This window comes from Dyella sp. 2YAF14 (assembly GCF_052114725.1).
Taxonomy (GTDB): Bacteria; Pseudomonadota; Gammaproteobacteria; order Xanthomonadales; family Rhodanobacteraceae; genus Dyella.
Genome location: NZ_JBFRFH010000012.1, coordinates 47,858 through 67,286, shown reverse-complemented (window position 1 = coordinate 67,286; position 19,429 = coordinate 47,858). Strand labels below are relative to the sequence as shown.

Below are 19,429 nucleotides of genomic sequence, written 5' to 3'. Positions count from 1 at the left end.
TGGCCTGCGGGGAAGATGGGGTGGGCTTGCGCCCACCCCATGCTAACGACGCACTCGCGACGGGCAGATGTCAGAACTTGTAGCCAAACTTCACGCCCACCACGCGCGGGCGCAGCGGCACTTCGGACTTGATGAACTGTGCCGACGAGGTGAACACGCTGGCGTGGCTGTTGCTCAGGTTGGTGCCATAGAGGGACAGGTCCCACGCGTCCTTGGCGATGCCCAGCGAGGCGTCGTAGGTGGTATAGCCCTCCTGCAGGTAGCGCAGGTCCACCGTGGTCGGGTAGATCACGCCTTCGCCGCTGGGATAGGTCGCCGGCTGGTTGTACATCGAACCCATGTGGCTGCCACCCACCATGGCGAATGCCTTGTAGCCGCCGTTGAAGTCCCAGTCGTAGCGGGCGCGCAGGTTGAACTGCGAGCGCGGCGAGAAGGCCGGCACGCTGCCTTCTTCGCCGAACGGGTTGGCGAACGGCTGCAGACCCTGGCCGGCGATGGTCACTTCGGTGATGCACGCGCCGTAGGACGGAGTATTGGGGATGTTGCCCACCAGGCACGGCGAGGTGGTCTGCTTGGAGCGGTTGAACGACCCCGAGCCCATCAGCGAGAAGCCTTGCGTGATGCGGGCGTCGAACTGCAGCTCGATACCATCCACCTTGTAGTCGGGACCGTTGACGCCAAACGTCGTGTTGCCAAGCACCAGCGGGTTGAAGAACTGCATCTGCACGTTGTTCCACTTCATGTGGTACAGCGAGCCGTTGAACAGCAGGTGGTTGTCGAAGAACTCAGTCTTGAAGCCGATTTCGTTGTTGGTCAGCGAGTCGGGCGCGTAGCTGAGCGGCTTCTTGTACTGCGGGCCGTCCGGGCCGGCGGCGACGGCCTTGGTGGTGCGGTTATAAGCGCCGGGGCGGAAGCCCTGCGAGAAGGTGTAGTAGACCATCGCATCGGGCGAGATATGCCACACCAGGTTCGCGCGGCTCTTGAAGCCGTGATACGAACCGTTGAGGCCTTCGGCCGTCATATTGGTGGCATCGCCGCCCGTGCATTGTCCGTTGGGCACGTTCACGCAGTTGGAACCGGTGCCGTACTGCGAACCACGCTGATATTCGGAGTAGTGGTAGTAACGCGTGCCGGCCGTGGCGGTAAGCACTTCGGGAATGATGTCGTACGACAGCGAACCGAAGGCCGCGACCTGGCGATAGCCGCGCTGCTCGTCTTCGCCGAACGCGGTGCTGTCGCTGCGCTGGCCCGGATCCATCTGCGCCGTGCCGGGATAGGGCACCACGTTCGCCACGCACGGCGCACCGCCGGCGAGGGCGCTGGCGAGATTGGTCGGCGTGCACGACGGGATCGTCTTGTAGTTGAAGTTCATGTCGTCGAGGATCTTGAAGTCCTCGAAATACAGGCCACCGATGGCGCGCAGGCGGCTGTCTTCGGGCGTGCTGAAGCGCAGCTCGTGGCTCTGGTGCGTGCTCTTGACCTGGTCGTTCCAGTAGCCGATCGGCGAATAGCAACGCGGCGTGGTGCCAGCACCAAGGCCCGTGCCACCGGTGCAGCTGTAGTACCAGCCGCCCACGGCGCGCGCGTAGTTGGTGTAATCCTGCTGTTGGCTGATGTGGCGGTCGGTGTAGCCACCGGTGTAGACGACGGAGAGATCGCCGATCTTGCCGTTCACCGTCCAGGCCGTGTTGGAGTAACGGTCCTTGTCCCACGCCGGTACGAACACGGTGGTCTGCAGCGGTTGCAGCTGCTGGCCGTCCGAGCCGATCGGATAGGTCGACGACTGGCCTTCCGCATCCATCTCCTGGTAGCTCTGCGCGATCAGCACGTCCCAGTCGTCGTTGATCTTGTAGAGGCCGGAGATGCGCGCGCCCTGGTAATCGACCGGGTTCCAGTCCTTCCTCGCAACGGCGTTATTGTTGGCGACCGGGCTGCCCGGCACCGTGCAGTAGCCGGTCCGGGTGGGCAGGCCGTTCGGGCACAGGCCGCCGGTGGGCTTGATGTTGGCGTAGAAGTTGCCGCCGTCGCTGTTGTTGCGCGTGAACGTGCTCGGCACGTTGTCGATATAGCCGCCGCGGTGGTCGTTGTAGATCACGCCGCGCAGCGCGAAGGTTCCGGGGATGATCGGCAAGTTCAATACCGCGCTGGCCGAGTTGTTCGGACCGCCGCCGGCCGTGACGCCGGTGCTCGCCTCCACGTTGCCGCCGACCTTGTTCAGGTTGGGCTTGTTGGTGATGTAACGCACCGCGCCCGCCTGTGCACCGCCGCCGAACAGCGTGCCCTGCGGACCTTCCAGCACTTCGACGCGCTCCATGTCGACCATGTAGATGTCGAGGTTGCGCGCGGGGAACTGCATCGACTGGTCGTCGAGATACACCGCCACATTCGGGAACGGCGCAATCGACGCGCTCGACTGGTTGCCGAGGAAGCCCGTGCTCAGTCCGCGCATATAGATGTTGCCCTGGCCCGGGCCGTTCGCGGCAAAGGTGACGTTGGGCAGGTATTTGATGATGTCGTCGAACGTGCTGACGTTGAGCTGCTGCAGCGTCGTTCCGGTGAACGCCTGCATGGTGATCGGCACGTCTTGCATGTCCTCGTTGGCATGCTGCGCCGTGACCGTGATGGATCCCAGCGTGGACACCGAAGAATTTTGTGCCGCCGGTGCGGGCGCGGCCGGCGCCGCGTCGTCGGCATAGGACACGCGGGTGACCGCAAGCGCGGCAAGCACCGCGCAAGTGATGGCATTGATCTTCAAGACGCACTCCCCGAGGTTTGATGTCGCCGACCAGCGTCGGCAGGCTTATGGCTACTCGGGCCGGGAGGCTAGGGAGGGGCGATGAAATGCCCGTGACTCGGACTAGGCAACGAATGCCCGCTGTCTATGCTTTCGAAGGGGCGGCCCAGAGCCGGGGCCGCTGTGCGGAGGACGGAGCGTGACGACCGTCACAACCGTTGCCTGCCCGCCACCCACGCCGAGCGCACCACGGGCTCGTCCTGGTGCATGCGTACGCGCAGCAGGTCGGCGCGCAAGCCTTCGGCAAGTTGGCCGCGGTCATCGAAGCCAAGCGTAGCGGCGGGCGTCGTGGTGACTGTAGCGATGGCATCCGGGAGGGACCATCCCGCTTGCCGGTGCAGGATGAAGGCGCCGGGAAGCAGGCTGGTTGGCATGTAGTCGGACGAAAGGACGTCCAGACATCCGCAACGCGCCAGCGCCATGGCGGCGACATTGCCGGCGTGCGAGCCACCGCGCACCAGGTTGCTGGCGCCTGCGACGATAGTGAGTCCGTGTTCGCGCGCAGCCTGTGCCGCGATGAGCGTCGTGGGAAATTCGCAGATCCTCGCACCGAGGAGAACCGCTTCGTCCACGTGTTCAAGGTCGGTATCGTCGTGGCTGGCGACCAGTACGCCGTGACGGCGCGCCAGCTTCATCACGCCAGCCAGCTGCAGGTGGCGATGGCGTGCCTGCTGCTGGCGACGCTGTTCGAGCACGGCGGTGAATTCCTCATCGCTCCAGGTGATGCCGCTGCGGCTGTAGTACGTACGGTACTGGCGCACGTCGTGATACTGGCGCTGGCCAGGCGTGTGATCCATCAACGACAGCAGGCGCAAGTCCTTGCGGGAGACCAGGGGCGCAGCCAGCTCGAGCAGGCCTGGCCAGCTCAGTTCGCAGCGCAGATGGAGATAGTGCTCGCAACGCAGCAGGCCGTGACTGCGCGTTTCATCGAGCGCGGCCAGTGCGCGGTGCAGCGTGTCGATGCGGCCGCCGTCTTCCTCCAGATCGCCCAACGACATGGCGTCGAGCACGGTGGTGATGCCGGCTGCGAGCAGTTGGGCATCGTGCGCCAGCATGGCCGGTAGGGCGGGCCATGCCGCGCCGGCGCGTGGCAGCAAGTGCTTCTCAAGGTTGTCGGTGTGCAGTTCGATGAGGCCCGGCAGCAGGAAATCGCCCTTGAAATCGATGGCGTCGTGCGGACACTCGTCGCCCGGCCCGAGCCATTGGATGCGTTCGCCCTCGATAACCGCGCCGCCGACGATGACCTGGTCGGGCAGCACCAGTCGCGCGCGTGCAATGCGCCATGAATGCTCTTGCCCTGATGTCATGTCTGCGAAAACTGGCCTGCCCATACTCCCTGCTCGATCACCGCTTCCCATGCAGTCTGTGTCAGGAACATGCAGGAATGATGGCAAACCACTTTGAGCCACTGGATCGGTCATGCGATGTGCCCGTGTGGCGGCAGATCGAACAACAGGTATTGCAGCAGATCCGCAGCGGCGAACTTCGAGGAGGCGCAAAGCTCCCTTCGGCACTGGAACTCGCCCGGCGCCTCAATGTGAATCGGCACACCGTGCGCCGGGCGCTCGACTCGCTTGAACAACGCGGCGCCATTCTTGCCGACCCCAGTCGCGGCTTGCGCGTGCGCGAGGAGTGCTACGACTATCCGATCGGTCGTCGCACCAGCTTCAGCCGCAACATGCATAACCTCAACGTCAGCTCGGGCAACAAGGTGTTGGCCACGGCGCTGGTCTTGCCACCGCAGCGCGTGGCCGAGTCGCTGGCCCTGGCGCGCGGCGAGCGCGCGTGGTGGATCGAGTCCTCCGCGCACGCGGAGGGTCGCGTGCTCGATCACGGTCAGGCATGGTTCCCGGCGGCACGTTTCCCCAAGCTTGGCGACGTGTTTCAACGCACCGGCTCGGTGAGCCGCACGCTGGAAGAGTTCGGCATCGCCGATTATTTCCGCAGCTACACCCGCGTGACCGCGCGACTGGCCGGGACGACCACCGCACGTGTACTGGAGCAATCGCCCGACCTGCCCGTACTGGTCGTGGAATCGCTCAACGTCGACGACAAGAATCAGCCCGTGCAATACGGGCTGACCTGTTTTGCGGCGGAACGCGTGCAGCTGGTGATGTCCACTGCCGAGCGCTGAGGTTCATCGCGCATCGGTCGACGGGATTTCAACCTGCTCGGCAGGCAAGCGCCCGCTCACCACTTCTTCGGCCAGGCCGAACGACAGCGTCATGCCCAGGCCGCCTCCGCCCACGCCGTTGACGATGACGACGCCCGGCTCCGCTTCGACCACCAACTCGCTGCGCTGCCCATCGGTGAGCTTGGCGTAGCTGCCGTGCCAGCTTTGCTTCACGTGCCAGCTCGGAAGATCCAGCACGCTGCGCAGATAGTCGACGATCTTGTGGTTGATGGCGCTTTCGTCGAAGGGCTCGTACGTATGCCCGTACTCATGCGAGTCGCCAACGGTGATTTCGCCCAACCCGTTCTGCGCTGCCATCACGTGGATGCCCAGCGCCAGCAGGTCGGCGTATTGATCAGCAAGGCGCTCGCGCAGGCGGTCAATGCTGGGCGTGGCGTGGAAGCCGCTGTAGTGCGCCATGGTAAGGCCGCCGCACACGACCGGACCCAGCTTGAACGGCGCGGGCTGCGCCTCAAGCCGCAGCATCTGCAGCTTGCACTTGGTGATGGCAAGACGTTCGAACAGTTCCGGATACAGGGTTTCGAAATCCGTACCGCTGGCGACATAGATCAGGTCGGCGGTGTAGCGCCGGCGACCGCTCCACACATAGGGATGCTCGATGCGCGTGATCGCCTGTCGCCAGTGGAACTCGACGCCATGGCGCTCCGCCAGCCAGGCTGGCAGTTTGCGGATCGCCTCGCGCGGATCGACCACCATCTCATCGGTGCTCAGCAATGCGCCACGCAAGTCGGCGGCCACGACGCCGGGCGCCTGCTCGCGCACCTGTGCAGCGTTGAGCATGCGGCATGGTCGCAGCCCCTCGTTCATCGCCGCGTATTCGTTCATCACCGCCCACTCGTCCTCGTGGAACGCAGCGATCAGGCTGCCGCTCGGCGCCTGCCAGGTATCGGTGGCGTTGCAGAATTCGCGCCAGATCTCGCGCGAACGCAAGGCACGTGCATACAGCGGCCCGTTCGGCACGCCGATCGGCCAGATGGTGCCGAAGTTGCGCACCGAGGCGCCCACGGCACGCTCATGGCGATCGAATACGGTGACGCGGTAGCCGTCCTCGGCCAGGGCGCGCGCCATGGCCAACCCGACGATGCCTGCACCGATCACGATCGCGGTGCGTGTTTCCGACTTGCTCATAGACGGCTGCTTTCCATCTCAAGAGGTGACAACGATGCCGCTGCGTGTCCGTTCTGTTGGCCATGCCGCCAGAACCAGCGCGCAGCCAGCGCGGTAAGCACGAGTCCCAGCAGGCTGCTTGCCAGCACGGCGCGTTCGAAAAACTGCGTCCAGTTGAGCTGCAAGGCGAGGAACTGGCGGACCAGCAATACCGCGACGCTGCCCAGGTAGCCGGAGGCATCGGCGATATACATCACGAACGACGCGGTGCCGCTGATGCGGAAGGTGGCCATCAGCCGCTCGAAGAACATGCCGTTGAGCGGGATGTAGCCAAGGTAGAGACCAAAACCGACCAGCGTCATCCACAACAGCGGTGGCAGTTCGCCGTGGGCGAACAGCAGCGTGCTGATGCCCGCGCAGCACAGGCCGCCGCCGATCAGTACATGGTTGAGCATGAAGGCGCGCATGTTGTCCCGTACGAGGGTCAGCGACGCGGTAAGCATCAACACGCCGATCCCAATCGGCGTATCCACTTCACCGAACACGATGGCGCTGCGGCCGTAGCCCAGGTCGCGAAAGATTTCGGTGTCGAAGTTCTCGCGGAAATCGCGCAGCACGGTCAACAGCACGTACAGCGGCACGATCAGCAGCAGGCCCGGCAGAAAGCGGCGCACGAAGGCGTGCCGAGCCTCGCGATCCATGCGTCCACGTGGTGCGCGGGCGGCAACGTCGTCGGCGCTGGGCGGCGGCAGGCGCGTGAGTACATGCAGCGACAACAGCAGCGGCGGGATGAACACCAAGCCGGTGAGAAACGGCATCCAGTGCTCGCTGACGCCGGCCAGCAACATCGCCTTGCCCACGCCTTTGACCACGCCCGAGGCGAAGATAAAACTTGAGGCGAGGATGGCGCCCATCAGCTCCGTCGCCTGCCGACCCTCGATGTATCCGAACACCAGGCCCCACACCATGCCCAGCGGCAGGCCATTGAGGAACAGAAACACGATGCCCGGCACCGGCGGCGCCAGCGCAAAACCCAGCAGCGCCAGCCACGACAGGCCGATCAACACCAGAATCGCCACGGCGCGGCGCGATGTCTGCAGCTCGGGCACGAGTCGGATGCCCCACACCTTGCTCAGTGCGTAGCCCATCACCTGGGCGATCACCAGCCAGATCTTGTAGTCGACGCCCAGCCAGCTCATGCCCTCGTAGCTGCCGGCGCTGAACGGTTTGCGGAAGGCATACATGCACGAGTAGGTGCAGAACGCCGCAAAGCCCGCGACCAGCGGCAGCATCGAGGGCGACCAGGGCGACCACGCCCGGCGCGATGGAGGCAAGCGCATGGGTTGCGTCACGCCGGGTTCGGCCGGCCGGCACGAACGAGCAAAGCGGGCAGCTCATCCAAGCTGTCGAGCACGGCATCGGGCTGATAGGCCAGCAACTCGTCGCGGTGATAAGCGCCCGTCGTCACCGCCACCACCAGGCCGCAGCCCGCCGCGCGACCTTCGCGAATATCCACTTCGGTATCGCCCATCTTGATGACGCGCGTGGCATCGCTGACGCCGCACGTCGCCATCAACGCGCGGATCATGTCGGGCGCGGGCCGACCCTGGGCAACGCGATCCGCCGAGATCGCGGCATCGATCAGGCCGCGCTGGCGCCAGCCGAAGCGTTCGATCAGGCATTCGGCGATGTCTTGCGAAAACGCCGTGTTGAGCGCGATCTTCACGCCCTGCTGCCGCAACCAGGCGAACAGCTCTTCTGCCCCGGTCATCGGGCGCACGGCGTCGTGTGTCCGGTAGCAATCGAGCATGCGCTGGACGAAATCCGCGTGCACCTGCGCCACCTGTGAGTCGTCCGCCGGCAGGTCGTGCGCCGCCAGCAAACTGCGAATGGCGGCCGGCTTGGTGTAGCCCATCAGGGCTCGCAGATCCGCCAGCGACGCGTGGCAGCCAGCCTGCGCCAGCGCGTCCTGCAGCGCCTGCGCCACCAGGTCCGGATCGTAGACCGTGGTGCCGGCCATATCGAAAACCGCCAGTTCGAACGTCATATCGCCTCCCTTGATGGAGAGGCATGCTGGCGAGCGGCGATGGCGCGCCGGTGACGCGGACATCGACAGTCGGCGCCGACTGTCTAGTCAATGCGGCGCAGTGGGAATCCCGTCACGCGCGACGCCAAACATCAGCCTGGATTGCGCACCCAGTCGAGGTAAGGCGCATGCCCCTCGGTCACCGGCACCGCGATCAGCTCGGGCAACTCATAGGGATGCAGGCTGAGCAGGCGCTCTTTGAGCGCGGCGAACTGCGCGGCCGTGGTCTTGATCAGCAGCAGTTCTTCATTGTCGGTGACCACCTTGGTCTTCCAGCGATAGGTGGACGACACCGCGGGGATGCGGTTCACGCAGGCAGCCAGGCGTTCGCCCACCAGGGCCTCGGCCAGGTGCTGCGCGCTGGCCACATCGGGACAGGTGCAATAGCAGAGCAGGACGGTTTCAGACATCACGACCTCGACATCAGTCCGTAGTGGGCGAATTTCTCCAGCACCGCGGCCACCTCCTCATCGGTGAGCATGACCGGCGTGCCGACCTGCAAGGACAGGGCGTACTGGCGGGCGAGATTTTCCACCTCCACGGCGCGCCACATGGCCTGCGCCAGCGAACTGCCCAGCGCGATCATGCCGTGGTTGGCCATCAGGCAGGCCAGTCGGCCCTCCAACGCTGCCACCACGGCATCGGACAGGGCCTGGGTGCCATAGGTGTGGTAGCCGGCGCAGCGGATCGAGTCCCCGCCACCCACGGCGATCATGTAGTGGGCGGGCGGAATGTCCCGGCGGCACATGGCCAGCGCCGTGGCATAGGGCGGGTGCACGTGGACGATGGCCTGGGCGTCGGGCCGGGCCAGGTAGATGTCCCGATGGAAGCGCCACTCGCTGGAAGGTCGCTGCGAGCCCGGCCACTGGCCGTCCCGATCCACCAACACGATACCCTCCACCGTGATCTCCTCATACGGCGTGCCGCTGGGCGTGATCAGAAAACCCTCGCCGCAGCGGGCACTTAGGTTCCCCGAGGTGCCTTGGCTGAGGCCGCTCACGGCCAGCCTGGCACCCTGGTTCACGAGCTCCTGGCGCAGCGTCGGCTCATCGCTCACGGGCGGGTCCTGGTGGGGGGCAGGCCGGCATGGTCGGCCGTCCGCAGGCCTCTGTCGATAGCACGATCGGTGACTTTTCGGCCCAATGCGCCTTGAAAGGCCCCCGCCGCTCCCCCATTGGAAGACTCAGCCATCGGACGGGCGCCTCTTGCAGGGGGCATTTGCGTCGTTAGAATTGGCACTCACCTCCGGGGAGTGCTAACAAGCGCCACCCAGGCGCCGCTCCGGGGTCCCGAATCTTGTTCAACCATCCAAACGAAGCTGGAGCCCACCCATGAGCAAACTGCGTCCGCTGCACGATCGCGTCATCGTCAAGCGCCTCGAAGAAGAGCGCGTCTCCGCTGGCGGTATCGTCATTCCCGACAGCGCCACCGAAAAGCCGACCCGCGGCAAGGTCATCGCTGCCGGCTCCGGCCGCATCCTGGAAGACGGCAAGGTCCGCCCGATGTCCGTGAAGGAAGGCGACACCGTGCTGTTCGGCAAGTACGCCGGCCAGGAAATCAAGATTGACGGCGAAGAGCTGGTCTTCCTCAAGGAAGACGACATCGTTGCGGTGATCGAAGGCTAAGCGCCTCTCCCGCACCTCTTCCCACCTACTCAACGCATTTGAAGGAATTACGAAATGGCAGCTAAAGAAGTCCGCTTCGGCGAAGACGTCCGCGCACGCATGCTCAAGGGTGTGAATACCCTGGCCAACGCTGTGAAGGTCACCCTGGGTCCGAAGGGCCGCAACGTGGTGATCGAGAAGAGCTTCGGCGCACCGACCGTGACCAAGGACGGCGTCTCCGTCGCCAAGGAAATCGAACTGGCCGACAAGTACGAGAACATCGGCGCGCAGATCGTCAAGGAAGCCGCTTCCAAGACCTCCGACGTCGCCGGCGACGGCACCACCACCGCCACCGTGCTGGCCCAGGCGTTCATCCAGGAAGGCCTCAAGGCCGTCGCTGCCGGCATGAACCCGATGGATCTCAAGCGCGGTATCGACCAGGCCGTCAACGCCGCGGTTGCCGAGCTGAAGAAGCTCTCCAACCCGACCGCTGACGACAAGGCGATTGCCCAGGTCGGCACGATTTCCGCCAACTCCGACGCCAACATCGGCGACATCATCGCCACCGCGATGAAGAAGGTCGGCAAGGAAGGCGTGATCACGGTCGAGGAAGGCTCGGGTCTCGAGAACGAACTCGACGTCGTCGAAGGCATGCAGTTCGACCGCGGCTACCTGTCGCCGTACTTCATCAACAACCAGCAGTCGCAGCAGGTTGAACTGGACGACCCGTTCATCCTGATCCACGACAAGAAGGTCTCCAACGTCCGTGAGCTGCTCCCGGTGCTGGAAGCCGTCGCCAAGGCCGGCAAGCCGCTGCTGATCGTGGCCGAGGAAGTGGAAGGCGAAGCCCTCGCAACCCTCGTGGTCAACACCATCCGTGGCATCGTCAAGGTTGCCGCCGTGAAGGCGCCGGGCTTCGGCGACCGTCGCAAGGCCATCCTGGAAGACATCGCCATCCTCACCAATGGCGTGGTGATCTCCGAGGAAGTGGGTCTGGCCCTCGAAAAGGCCACGATCACCGACCTGGGCCGCGCCAAGCGCGTGGTGATCACCAAGGAAAACACCACCATCATCGACGGCGCCGGCGAAGCTGAGCGCATCCAGTCGCGCATCGGCCAGATCAAGGCGCAGATCGAAGAGACCTCTTCGGACTACGACCGCGAGAAGCTGCAGGAGCGTGTGGCCAAGCTGGCTGGCGGCGTGGCCGTCATCAAGGTTGGCGCTGCGACCGAAGTCGAGATGAAGGAAAAGAAGGCCCGCGTCGAAGACGCCCTGCACGCCACGCGCGCAGCCGTTGAAGAAGGCGTGGTCCCGGGCGGCGGCGTCGCGCTGATCCGTTCGCTGAAGGCGCTGGAAGGCCTGAAGGGTCAGAACACCGACCAGGACCTGGGCATCGCCATCACCCGTCGTGCGCTGGAAGCGCCGCTGCGCGCCATCGTCTCCAACGCCGGTGACGAGCCGTCCGTCGTCCTGAACAAGGTGAAGGAAGGCAACGGCAACTTCGGTTACAACGCTGCCAACGGCGAGTTCGGCGACATGATCGCGTTCGGCATCCTGGACCCGACCAAGGTCACCCGTTCGGCCCTGCAGTTCGCCGCCTCGGTGGCCGGCTCGATCATCACGACCGAAGCGGCCGTGACCGAAGTGCCGAAGAAGGACGAAGGCCATTCGCACGGCTCGCCGGGCGGTATGGGCGGCATGGGCGGCATGGACTTCTAAGTCCTCGCCTCCAGGCATCGCAACAGAAGGAAAACCCCGCCTCGTGCGGGGTTTTTCTTTTTGGCGGAAAGAAAATTCAAAAAAGTGGCGCCGGCCATTTCCGTTTTGACTCGCCTGGCCGTCTTAGTCCTTGTCACAGTCACCATGCGGGTCGGCGAGCCTTGAACGAACGGAATCTTCAGCCAGGAGAGGAACCCCTGGACGCCGATCTGGTGTTCGCCGCTAGCGGCTGCGCTTACGCGGCGCAACGCTCCCTGGAGCGCGAACTCTGGTGGGCGGGCTTGCCCGACCCGCAGGTGACTGGACCCAAGGAGAGTGCGGCCAAGGAAGGCCACCCTGGGCTGTCCGTATGGTGGCGTTCGTTGTGGGGACGCACCGACTGGCGTGGGCATCTGGGGCAACGCGTGCTGGCAGCGGCGAAATACGTGGCACGCGCGCTATCGATGCCGGTGTTGCACCAGTGGTACCTCGCGTTCCTGCAGTCGGACCCGCTGTTGCAGGCCTGCGTGGACCGCGATCCGCGGCTGCAGGAGCGACACCTGCATCGTTTCGTCAATCGTCAGTGGCATCGCGTGGATCGCGTGCTGGCCGTGCAGGCGCACTACCGGCTGTTGCTGCAGCGCTGGTCGGCGGAGCTGTTCGAGGCGGTGTACGTGGGCGGCCGCGCCACGCTTGGTTCCCTGCGACTCAAGGACGGCAGCGAACTGCGCCTGCATCTGTGCCCGAGTGTGCTCAAGTCATGCGAGGGCGAGCTCACCGTCGAGTTGACCGATGCGTACGACCGAACGCTCTATTGCCTGGTGATGACGCTGATCGATGACGACACGCTGGCCCTCGGCTGCATCCAGGGGCCCGCCGGCGTGGATGCGCGCGAGGTCGTGCGCGAGCTCACGCGCCAGATGCACGGCATGCGCCCCAAGCAGCTCTTGCTGGTACTGGCGTATGCATTCGCGGGCCAGTGCGGCCTGCGCCGGATCCTGGCGGTCGGCAACGTGGCGCACCCGCTGCAGGGACGCACGCGGATGTTTTCCGATTACGATGCCTATTGGCTGGAGCAGGGTGGTGTCGCCGTGCAGGGCGGTTGGTTCCTGCTGCCGGCCAGGTTGCACCACCGCACGGAAGTGGAGACGGAAAGCAAGCGCCGCGCCATGTTCAGGCGCCGCGCGGAGCTGCGCTGGGAAGCGGTCAAACTATTGAATGACGCATTGCGCCCGGTACCGTGGTGGCGCGATGCAACGGAGGCAGCGGCCGATCCGGCATCGTTGCCGCCGCTCCCCGACGTAACCAGGGCAGCCTAGTGGATAGACCCTCCAACACGCCTGCCAACGCGGGCGTGAACCTTGATCCGGCGTTCGCGATGCGCATCGCGGACCTGTTTCGCGATCACAACCGCGCGCTCGTGGCGTTCCTGCAGTGCCGCCTCAACTCGATGTCGGATGCCCAGGAAGTCGCGCAGGAGGCCTACGTGCGCCTGGTGACCATGGACCGGCCGGAGCAAGTGGATTCGCTGCGCGCCTACCTGTTTCGCATCGCCTCCAACCTGGCGGTGGATCGCCTGCGCGCGCGCCAGGTGCGCACCGATCATCCGCTGCTTGCACCGGACGAGGACCTGCACCTCGCACCGATTCCCGAGCGCCACGTGCACGCCGCGGGGCAATTGCAGCAGCTGTACAAGGCGTTGCGCGAGCTGCCGATCAAGACCGCGCGCGCCTTCGTCATGCACGTCATCGATGGCCGCGAGATCAGTGCGATCGCGCGGGCCATGAAAATCAGCGAGCGCATGGTGCGCTATCACGTCGCCAACGCCCTGGCTCATTGCCGGGCACGGGTGGACGAACCGGAGATGCCATGATGGCCAATACTTCCAAAGAACAAACCTTGCGCGTCGCCGCCGACTGGTGGGTACGACTGCGCGATCCCGCTGCCACGGACCGGACGACCGAGCAGTGGCTGGCCTGGGCCGAAGAAGACCTCGAGCACCTGGCGGCCTTCGAACGCGTGACCGAGCTGGCGGCACGGCTGCATGCGCTGGGCGAGGTCTCGCGCGAGCAACTGATCGCCGAATTTTCGCAAGCGCGTGTAGCTACGCGTCGCTGGTGGTTGCCGGCCGCCGCCGCGGCTGCGCTGGTGCTGGCGGTTGGCGGCTACGTCGGCTGGGGCGCCTGGCAGGGCGGCGCCACGCCCCAAACGTATGTCAGCGCCCTTGCCGCGCAACGCAAGGTCACGCTTGAAGACGGTACCCTCGTGACGCTGGGCGGCGCCACTCAGCTGAGCACGCGCTTCAGTCGCGGGCGCCGCCTGGTGGAGCTGGCCGAGGGCGAGGCCTATTTCGAGGTGGTGCACGACGCCGCGCGGCCCTTTGAGGTGCGCGCCGGCGATGTGACCATCGAGGACATCGGCACGGCGTTCAATGTTCGCCGCACGGGCAAGTACGTCACCGTCGCCATGGCAGAAGGGCGCGTACGTGTAGCTGACGCCACCGGTGGCGCCCACAACAGCCTGGAGGCCGTGGCCGGACAGTCGGTGATCTACGATCCCTCGCGTGCGGCCATGAACCTGATTGCCAGCGACCCGGCCAATGCCGCGGCCTGGCGCCAGGAGCGACTGGAATTCGACAACGAACCGCTGGCGGTCGTCGTGGCCAATATCAATCGCTATCGCGCGCAGCCGCTGCAGATCGCCGATGCCGATCTGAAAGCGCTGACGTTTACCGGCACGGTCAAGACCGACGCCATCGACGACTGGTTGAACGCGCTGCCCCAGGTGTTGCCGCTGCAGGTGAATGACAGCGGCGGCCAAACGGTGCTGTCCGATGCACGACGAAAACCGGCCCAACGATGACGCCGGCGTGCTGATCGGACAGCCTCTCGAAAGTCTGCGTTCACGCCGGTGACGTGAGCGCACAAGGGCCGCTGCGCGTGTCAAACTCGCGGTTTTCGCTTGCCATGAAGCGGGGACTATGAGGAAGCGTGCGAAGCTGCTGCTGTCGGGCGGCCTGTGGATGTTTGCGTGCCTGGCCGTGCCGGGCGCTTGCATCGCGCGCGCGTCAGTCATGTCTGATGCTGCGCCCATCGATTTCTCGATACCCGCGCAACCACTCGCCACCGCGCTGATCGCCTTTGGCAAGCAGGCCAATGTGCAGGTGCTCACGGCAGGTTGCACCATTGCGCGTTTTCGTTCGCTCGGCGCCACCGGCAACCTCAGCGCACCGGCGGCGCTTTCGAAGCTCCTTGAAGGCACGGGGCTTGTCTACGAGTTCACTGATCAGGGCACCGTGGTGGTGACCTTGCCCACGCCTGCGGGCAACACGGCATCGTCGAAACCGCGACAGGACGCCAAGCAGCTGACGCCGGTCGAGGCCAATGCCTTGCTCGGCCGCGACGTGGGCTTCAAGGCCTCGCTCACCAGCGTGGGTTCGCGCAACGACGCGGACTTGATCGACGTGCCGCAATCGGTGAGCGTGGTGACGCGCGAGCTGATGGATTCGCAGCAGTCGCTCACCGTGGAAGATGCCGTGCGCAACGTAGCGGGCGTGGCCTTCGTCGAAGGCTCCGACGGCCTGCCGTTGTTTCAGATCCGCGGCTTCTATACCGGCAACGGCCTCATCGACGGCATGCCCAACAGCAATGCCGGTTCCGGCGACTTTCCGCCCTTGATCGGCCTGGAACGCGTGGAAGTGATCAAGGGGCCGCAGTCCATCCTGGGCGATTCCACCGGCAACAGCTTTGGCGGCCTGGTCAACGTCACCACCAAGCAGCCGCAAAGCGAACCGGTGCACGAGGTCAGCTACACGCTGGGCCAGCAGGGCATGGTGCAGGCCGGCCTGGACATGACTGGGCCGCTCGGCCACGTGTCGGGGCTTACCTATCGGCTGGTCATGTCGGGCGATTACGCCGACCGCACGCCGCAGGGCTATCGCAATCGTCGCAGCGGCTATCTCGCGCCGTCGATCGGATGGACCAGCGGTGGCACGCAGCTGGTGGTGGGCGCGCAGCGCATCGTCAACCGGCTGCCGATACCCGACCATGTGGTGATGCTTGGCGACACACTGTCCAGCGCCACGCCGTTCGGCTTGCTCACTGGCAATGAGTACGACTACGCCAACTACCAGACCAACCGCCTCTACTACCTGCTCGACCAGCAACTGGGCAACGCCTGGACGTGGCGCAGCCGCGGGCAGTACGTCCAACAGCAGAACGACCTGCAGAGCTGGACGCTCTACAACCCCACGCCGATCGGCAACGTCTCACCGTATGCCGAAGCCTATCGCTACAACGACACCTACTACTCGCTGCAGAACGATTTCATTCGAGTGTTCGGCATGGGTCCGGTGACGCATACGGTGACACTCGGCATGGACTATTCGCGTTCGCGCGTCGGCCACACCGACGACTTCTGGCATTCGTACAACGACGGTGCCTACAACCTGTTCACTGACGCCGCGCTGCCACGTGTCTCCGCGGTCGTGCAGCCGGAAGACAATGTCCCGCTCTCGGGCACGCCGTGGTCGGTGGACAACGGGCTGTTCCTGCAGGATCAGCTGGCGCTGGGCGAACGCTGGGACATGCTGGTGGGGTTGCGCCGGTCCGCCTACGAAGTGTCGACCACCGATGCGCAAGGCAATCCGTGGACGCCCAAGCGGATCAAGTGGGTACCCAATGCCGGGATTGTCTACAAGCTGACCCCCGATGTCGCCGTCTATGGTTTCACCAGCAATGGCTTCCAGCCGTTGTCCTATCTCGGGGAAAACGGTCGCCCGCTGGTGCCGGCACTGTCACGCCAGCTGGAGACGGGCGCCAAGTTCAACCTGTTCCACGAGCAGGCATGGCTGACGGTGTCGCTGTACCGCATCATGCTCGACCACAGCTATCTGTTTCTCGAAGCCATGCCGAACGTCGCCAGCTTCGGGCCGGGACAGACCAATCGCGGCGTGGAAATCGAATTCTCCGGCCGCCTGGCGCCCGGTCTGGATATCAGCAGCAGCTACACCAACGCCCAGATCACCAACCACGACGGCACGCAGCCGACCGGTGCGCCACGCCAGCGCTTCAACCTGTGGGCCAGCTACTGGTTCCAGGGGGGCGGGCTGCAGGGTTGGGGCATCGCCGGTGGCGTACAGGCGCGTGGCCGATCGTTGGGGCAGAGCGTCGACTACACCACTTACTACGATTCGCCGGGTCAGGCGGAAGTCGACGCCAATGTGTCCTATCGCACCGATCGCTGGCGCATGACGCTGGGCGTCAAGAACCTGTTCGCACGCGACTTGTATTCGGCCGACTTCAACGAAACCTATGTGCCGCTGCGCACGCATCGCAGCGTGATGCTGTCGGGCACGTACGACTTCTGATCGTTGCCCACGAAAAACCCCGGGAGTCGCCTCCCGGGGTTTGGGGTTACATCGTGCGTAGCGACTTACTGCTGGGCGGCGGCCGGCGCGGCTGCCTCGGTCTTGCCGGCGTCGGTCTTGGTGGCGTCCGTCGCCGCAGCCTTGGCCTTGTGGCCGCTGTGCTTGGCAGCCTTGTGCGCAGTGTCGGTGGTCTTGCTGGCGGCCTGATCGGTAGCCTTGGCCGTGTCCTTCGCTGCCGCGCCGGCGGTGGTCGCGCTGGCTTCGGTCTTCGTCGCTGCAGCGGCGTCCTGGGCAAACGCGGGAACGGTCAGGACGGAGGCGGCGGTGACGAGGAGAGCGGCGAGCATGGTCTTGCGCATGAGGTAAACCTCCAGTGTGGGAATGCCAGCGAAGGCGTTGCTTCGTGGCTGGAATCGAAGCTAGACGCACATCGCCATACCGAAGCTGAACCGAACAGGCTCCCTTTAGCGCGCAGACAGATCGCTGAATCGCGGTTATGAAGCAGCGGAGAAAGCGTTTTCGTACCGCTTGAAAAGCGTGGAAAACAGCCGCCACGCTCATTTCGTTTGGACGTCCATTCAATCGGCGACGTTAGATTGCCGTTATTGATGGGCGCCCGCCGACTCGACCTCGCCCGCCCGATTGAGTGGCGTCTCTTCGATCAAACCTGCCGTCTGCGCTTCCGCCTTGGGCCAGAGCGCGTCGAGCTTGCCCTTCATGCGCAGCAGGGCGACGTTGGCCATATCGTCGTCTTCCTGGTGCTCGGCGTTGTCTTCGGCTTCCGGCGGTGCGCCAGGTGCGTGCGTCAAGGCGGCCAGTTGCGGTGCGATCACCTGGGTCAGGGCAAAGTACGCATCGTCACGCACACCGGCCTGTTCAAGCAGACGGCCGGGCAGCATCCATGAGGCCAGCGCCTCGTGCTTTGGCGCCGCGGGATTGCGTGGATTGACCAGCAGCCAGGTGCCGGCCTGGCTGAGCATGTCCTTGCCGTCGACAAACCCGGTGGTGTTGTAGGTATCGGTCAGCGCGGGCAGATGGTCGCCATAGAACAGCAGCAGGGTGGGACGCTCGCGCTGCGCGAGCAGGTCCGCCAGTCGGCCCAGCTCCTGATCGGCATGTCGCATGTGGTAGAGGTAAGTCTGCAGCTCGAGCTTGTTCTGGCCGGTGACGCCTTCGGGCACGGCGATCGCGTCGCGCTCGGCGGCGTGCGCCGGGGGCACGTCATAGGGGCCGTGCGCTTCGATGCTGATGGCAAACAGGAACTGGGGCGGCCCCGCATTCTTGAGCTGCGCCATGATTTCATCAGTCATCGCGCTGTCGGCCATGTACTGCCCGTCCATCGCGGCATGGGTGGGGAAGGACGAGCGTGACACGAAGCGGTCGAAACCGAGCGCCTGGAACGCGGTGTTGCGATTCCAGAAGCGCGGGTCGTTGCCATGCACCGCGATGGTCTCGTAGCCGTGCGAACGCAGCACGCGCACCATGCTCGGCACCACCTTGTGATTCATCTGCAGATACGGGAACTGCATGTCGTCGAAGTAGCGCAACGACAAACCCGTCAGCACTTCGAACTCGGTGCGAATGGTGCCCCCGCCAAAAGTGGGCACGTGCAGCGGGCCGCTCTCGCCCTGTGCAGCAAGGCGGTGAAGATTCGGCGTGAGGTCGGCGTGCTCGAATCCCTTCAGGATCGACGGATCGAAGAACGACTCGCTTTGCACCACGACGATGTCCGGTTCCTCGCCGTTGTTGCGTATCGGCGCCTGCAGATAGGCGCGCAGAGCAAGATCGGAGCGCTCGATCAGCTGCAGCGCGGCCGCCGGGTCAGGCTTCTTGCGCGCATGGCCCTGATGCAGGTGAAACATCATCAGCGAGCTGACCAGGCCCGAATGCTCCGCGGTGGCCGTGGCGGACCACGGTTCCATCCACAGATGGTGACCCCCATAGAGCTTCATCCAGCCGGGCAGGCCCGCGAACAGCGTGCCTATCAGCAGCAGCAAAGCCACACCCGATACCAGACGCTTGCCGCGCGTGCGGCGAGCGAACATGGGCGGTTCGATCCGCCATGCGACGACGATGACGGCCATGGCAGCCAGCAGTGCCAGATACGGCCAGGGACTGGTCGGCAGATAGCTGCCGAGCAACTTCAGGCCGCCGCGTCGCAGCTGGCCCAGCATGCGGAAGTCGGCGGGCATCAATGGCGTATTGAGGTTGCTCACCTTCAGCGCATTGATCGCGTAGAGCACCGTCTGCAGCAGGAAGGCGAGGCCGAACGACAGACATGCCCGGCGGCTCAACACCAGCAGCAACGACGCCAGCAGCAGGCCGGGCAGGGCGTTGGCGACCAGGAACAGAGGTTGGCTGAGCGCCTGCATCGGGCCAACGCCGATGCCGCCGTCGACCACACCAGTCAACAGCGTGAAAACCATGGCCAGCGCGAACACCAACGCAAGCCGGGCGGGCAGGGAGCGCGCACGCAGCGCGGCTGGAGTCGTTGAGGTGGTCATGGCACCCTGTGGGTTGGCTGTCATGGCTCGGAAACGGGAATGTAATGTCCTGGATCTGAACCAGTTGTTGGTGG

Annotated in this window: 16 protein-coding genes; 7 read left to right on the top strand and 9 right to left on the bottom strand. The window is 64.9% G+C overall.

Annotation, left to right across the window (positions count from 1 at the left end; genetic code table 11):
* Positions 1 to 70: 70 nt before the first annotated feature.
* Together AB4Y82_RS16365 and AB4Y82_RS16360 are read right to left on the bottom strand one after the other, a co-directional pair.
* Positions 71 to 2,755 carry a TonB-dependent receptor gene (locus tag AB4Y82_RS16365; protein WP_441604819.1) on the bottom strand — a complete coding sequence of 895 codons (2,685 nt, stop codon included), beginning with the start codon at positions 2,753 to 2,755 and terminating at the stop codon, positions 71 to 73.
* Positions 2,756 to 2,943: 188 nt separating this feature from the next.
* Positions 2,944 to 4,101, bottom strand: coding sequence for an alpha-D-ribose 1-methylphosphonate 5-triphosphate diphosphatase (locus AB4Y82_RS16360; RefSeq protein WP_441604818.1), 1,158 nt, complete (start codon positions 4,099 to 4,101; stop codon positions 2,944 to 2,946).
* Here AB4Y82_RS16360 and phnF point away from each other — a divergent pair.
* Entirely contained in the window at positions 4,077 to 4,928 is an 852-nt protein-coding gene (gene phnF, locus AB4Y82_RS16355; protein ID WP_441604817.1) for a phosphonate metabolism transcriptional regulator PhnF, read from the top strand. The two genes, AB4Y82_RS16360 and phnF, sit on opposite strands and share 25 nt — an antisense overlap.
* 3 nt (positions 4,929 to 4,931) lie before the next feature.
* Here phnF and AB4Y82_RS16350 read toward each other — a convergent pair whose 3' ends face one another.
* From AB4Y82_RS16350 to AB4Y82_RS16330, 5 genes are all read right to left on the bottom strand, one after another.
* Positions 4,932 to 6,116: a TIGR03364 family FAD-dependent oxidoreductase gene (locus tag AB4Y82_RS16350; RefSeq protein WP_441604816.1), complete on the bottom strand. Its 1,185-nt coding sequence runs from the start codon at positions 6,114 to 6,116 to the stop codon at positions 4,932 to 4,934.
* Complete coding sequence (locus tag AB4Y82_RS16345; RefSeq protein WP_441604815.1) at positions 6,113 to 7,435, bottom strand: DUF5690 family protein; 1,323 nt, start codon at positions 7,433 to 7,435, stop codon at positions 6,113 to 6,115. Before AB4Y82_RS16345 ends, AB4Y82_RS16350 begins: the two co-directional genes overlap by 4 nt.
* 8 nt (positions 7,436 to 7,443) lie before the next feature.
* A complete protein-coding gene (locus AB4Y82_RS16340) occupies positions 7,444 to 8,142 on the bottom strand; it encodes an HAD hydrolase-like protein (RefSeq protein ID WP_441604814.1) in 699 nt (232 codons plus the stop codon).
* A gap of 131 nt (positions 8,143 to 8,273) precedes the next feature.
* Entirely contained in the window at positions 8,274 to 8,591 is a 318-nt protein-coding gene (cutA, locus tag AB4Y82_RS16335; RefSeq protein WP_441604813.1) for a divalent-cation tolerance protein CutA, read from the bottom strand.
* Positions 8,591 to 9,238: a class II aldolase/adducin family protein gene (locus tag AB4Y82_RS16330; protein WP_441604812.1), complete on the bottom strand. Its 648-nt coding sequence runs from the start codon at positions 9,236 to 9,238 to the stop codon at positions 8,591 to 8,593. The genes cutA and AB4Y82_RS16330 overlap by 1 nt, the downstream gene beginning before the upstream one ends.
* 274 nt (positions 9,239 to 9,512) lie before the next feature.
* Here AB4Y82_RS16330 and groES point away from each other — a divergent pair, with 274 nt between their 5' ends.
* The 6 genes from groES to AB4Y82_RS16300 all read left to right on the top strand — a co-directional run bounded on the left by groES (position 9,513) and on the right by AB4Y82_RS16300 (position 16,851).
* The gene (gene groES, locus AB4Y82_RS16325; RefSeq protein WP_121883670.1) at positions 9,513 to 9,806 is read left to right on the top strand and encodes a co-chaperone GroES; all 294 of its coding nucleotides are present in this window, start codon (positions 9,513 to 9,515) and stop codon (positions 9,804 to 9,806) included.
* Between the two features lie 54 nt (positions 9,807 to 9,860).
* Positions 9,861 to 11,504, top strand: a complete 1,644-nt coding sequence (gene groL, locus AB4Y82_RS16320) for a chaperonin GroEL (RefSeq protein ID WP_441604811.1) — start codon at positions 9,861 to 9,863, stop codon at positions 11,502 to 11,504.
* Between the two features lie 161 nt (positions 11,505 to 11,665).
* Positions 11,666 to 12,802 carry a VirK/YbjX family protein gene (locus AB4Y82_RS16315; protein WP_441604810.1) on the top strand — a complete coding sequence of 379 codons (1,137 nt, stop codon included), beginning with the start codon at positions 11,666 to 11,668 and terminating at the stop codon, positions 12,800 to 12,802.
* Positions 12,802 to 13,356, top strand: a complete 555-nt coding sequence (locus AB4Y82_RS16310) for an RNA polymerase sigma factor (RefSeq protein ID WP_441604809.1) — start codon at positions 12,802 to 12,804, stop codon at positions 13,354 to 13,356. The genes AB4Y82_RS16315 and AB4Y82_RS16310 overlap by 1 nt, the downstream gene beginning before the upstream one ends.
* Positions 13,353 to 14,345: a FecR family protein gene (locus AB4Y82_RS16305; RefSeq protein WP_441604808.1), complete on the top strand. Its 993-nt coding sequence runs from the start codon at positions 13,353 to 13,355 to the stop codon at positions 14,343 to 14,345. Before AB4Y82_RS16310 ends, AB4Y82_RS16305 begins: the two co-directional genes overlap by 4 nt.
* Positions 14,346 to 14,463: 118 nt before the next feature.
* On the top strand, positions 14,464 to 16,851 hold the full coding sequence (locus AB4Y82_RS16300; protein WP_441611476.1) for a TonB-dependent siderophore receptor: 2,388 nt from the start codon (positions 14,464 to 14,466) through the stop codon (positions 16,849 to 16,851).
* 65 nt (positions 16,852 to 16,916) lie between these two features.
* Here the strand turns inward: AB4Y82_RS16300 and AB4Y82_RS16295 are convergent, their stop codons facing one another.
* The gene (locus AB4Y82_RS16295; protein ID WP_441604806.1) at positions 16,917 to 17,210 is read right to left on the bottom strand and encodes a hypothetical protein; all 294 of its coding nucleotides are present in this window, start codon (positions 17,208 to 17,210) and stop codon (positions 16,917 to 16,919) included.
* A gap of 243 nt (positions 17,211 to 17,453) precedes the next feature.
* Complete coding sequence (locus AB4Y82_RS16290; protein ID WP_441604805.1) at positions 17,454 to 19,355, bottom strand: LTA synthase family protein; 1,902 nt, start codon at positions 19,353 to 19,355, stop codon at positions 17,454 to 17,456.
* Between the last annotated feature and the right edge of the window lie 74 nt (positions 19,356 to 19,429).

Bases quoted from the DNA above. Each gene is read 5' to 3' on its own strand.
- AB4Y82_RS16295 (WP_441604806.1), bottom strand. From the start codon at position 17,210: ATGCGCAAGACCATGCTCGCCGCTCTCCTCGTCACCGCCGCCTCCGTC.
- phnF (WP_441604817.1), top strand. From the start codon at position 4,077: ATGAATGCTCTTGCCCTGATGTCATGTCTGCGAAAACTGGCCTGCCCA.
- AB4Y82_RS16345 (WP_441604815.1), bottom strand. From the start codon at position 7,435: ATGCGCTTGCCTCCATCGCGCCGGGCGTGGTCGCCCTGGTCGCCCTCG.
- AB4Y82_RS16300 (WP_441611476.1), top strand. From the start codon at position 14,464: ATGAGGAAGCGTGCGAAGCTGCTGCTGTCGGGCGGCCTGTGGATGTTT.
- AB4Y82_RS16290 (WP_441604805.1), bottom strand. From the start codon at position 19,355: ATGACCACCTCAACGACTCCAGCCGCGCTGCGTGCGCGCTCCCTGCCC.
- groES (WP_121883670.1), top strand. From the start codon at position 9,513: ATGAGCAAACTGCGTCCGCTGCACGATCGCGTCATCGTCAAGCGCCTC.
- AB4Y82_RS16360 (WP_441604818.1), bottom strand. From the start codon at position 4,101: ATGACATCAGGGCAAGAGCATTCATGGCGCATTGCACGCGCGCGACTG.
- groL (WP_441604811.1), top strand. From the start codon at position 9,861: ATGGCAGCTAAAGAAGTCCGCTTCGGCGAAGACGTCCGCGCACGCATG.
- cutA (WP_441604813.1), bottom strand. From the start codon at position 8,591: ATGTCTGAAACCGTCCTGCTCTGCTATTGCACCTGTCCCGATGTGGCC.
- AB4Y82_RS16350 (WP_441604816.1), bottom strand. From the start codon at position 6,116: ATGAGCAAGTCGGAAACACGCACCGCGATCGTGATCGGTGCAGGCATC.
- AB4Y82_RS16305 (WP_441604808.1), top strand. From the start codon at position 13,353: ATGATGGCCAATACTTCCAAAGAACAAACCTTGCGCGTCGCCGCCGAC.
- AB4Y82_RS16340 (WP_441604814.1), bottom strand. From the start codon at position 8,142: ATGACGTTCGAACTGGCGGTTTTCGATATGGCCGGCACCACGGTCTAC.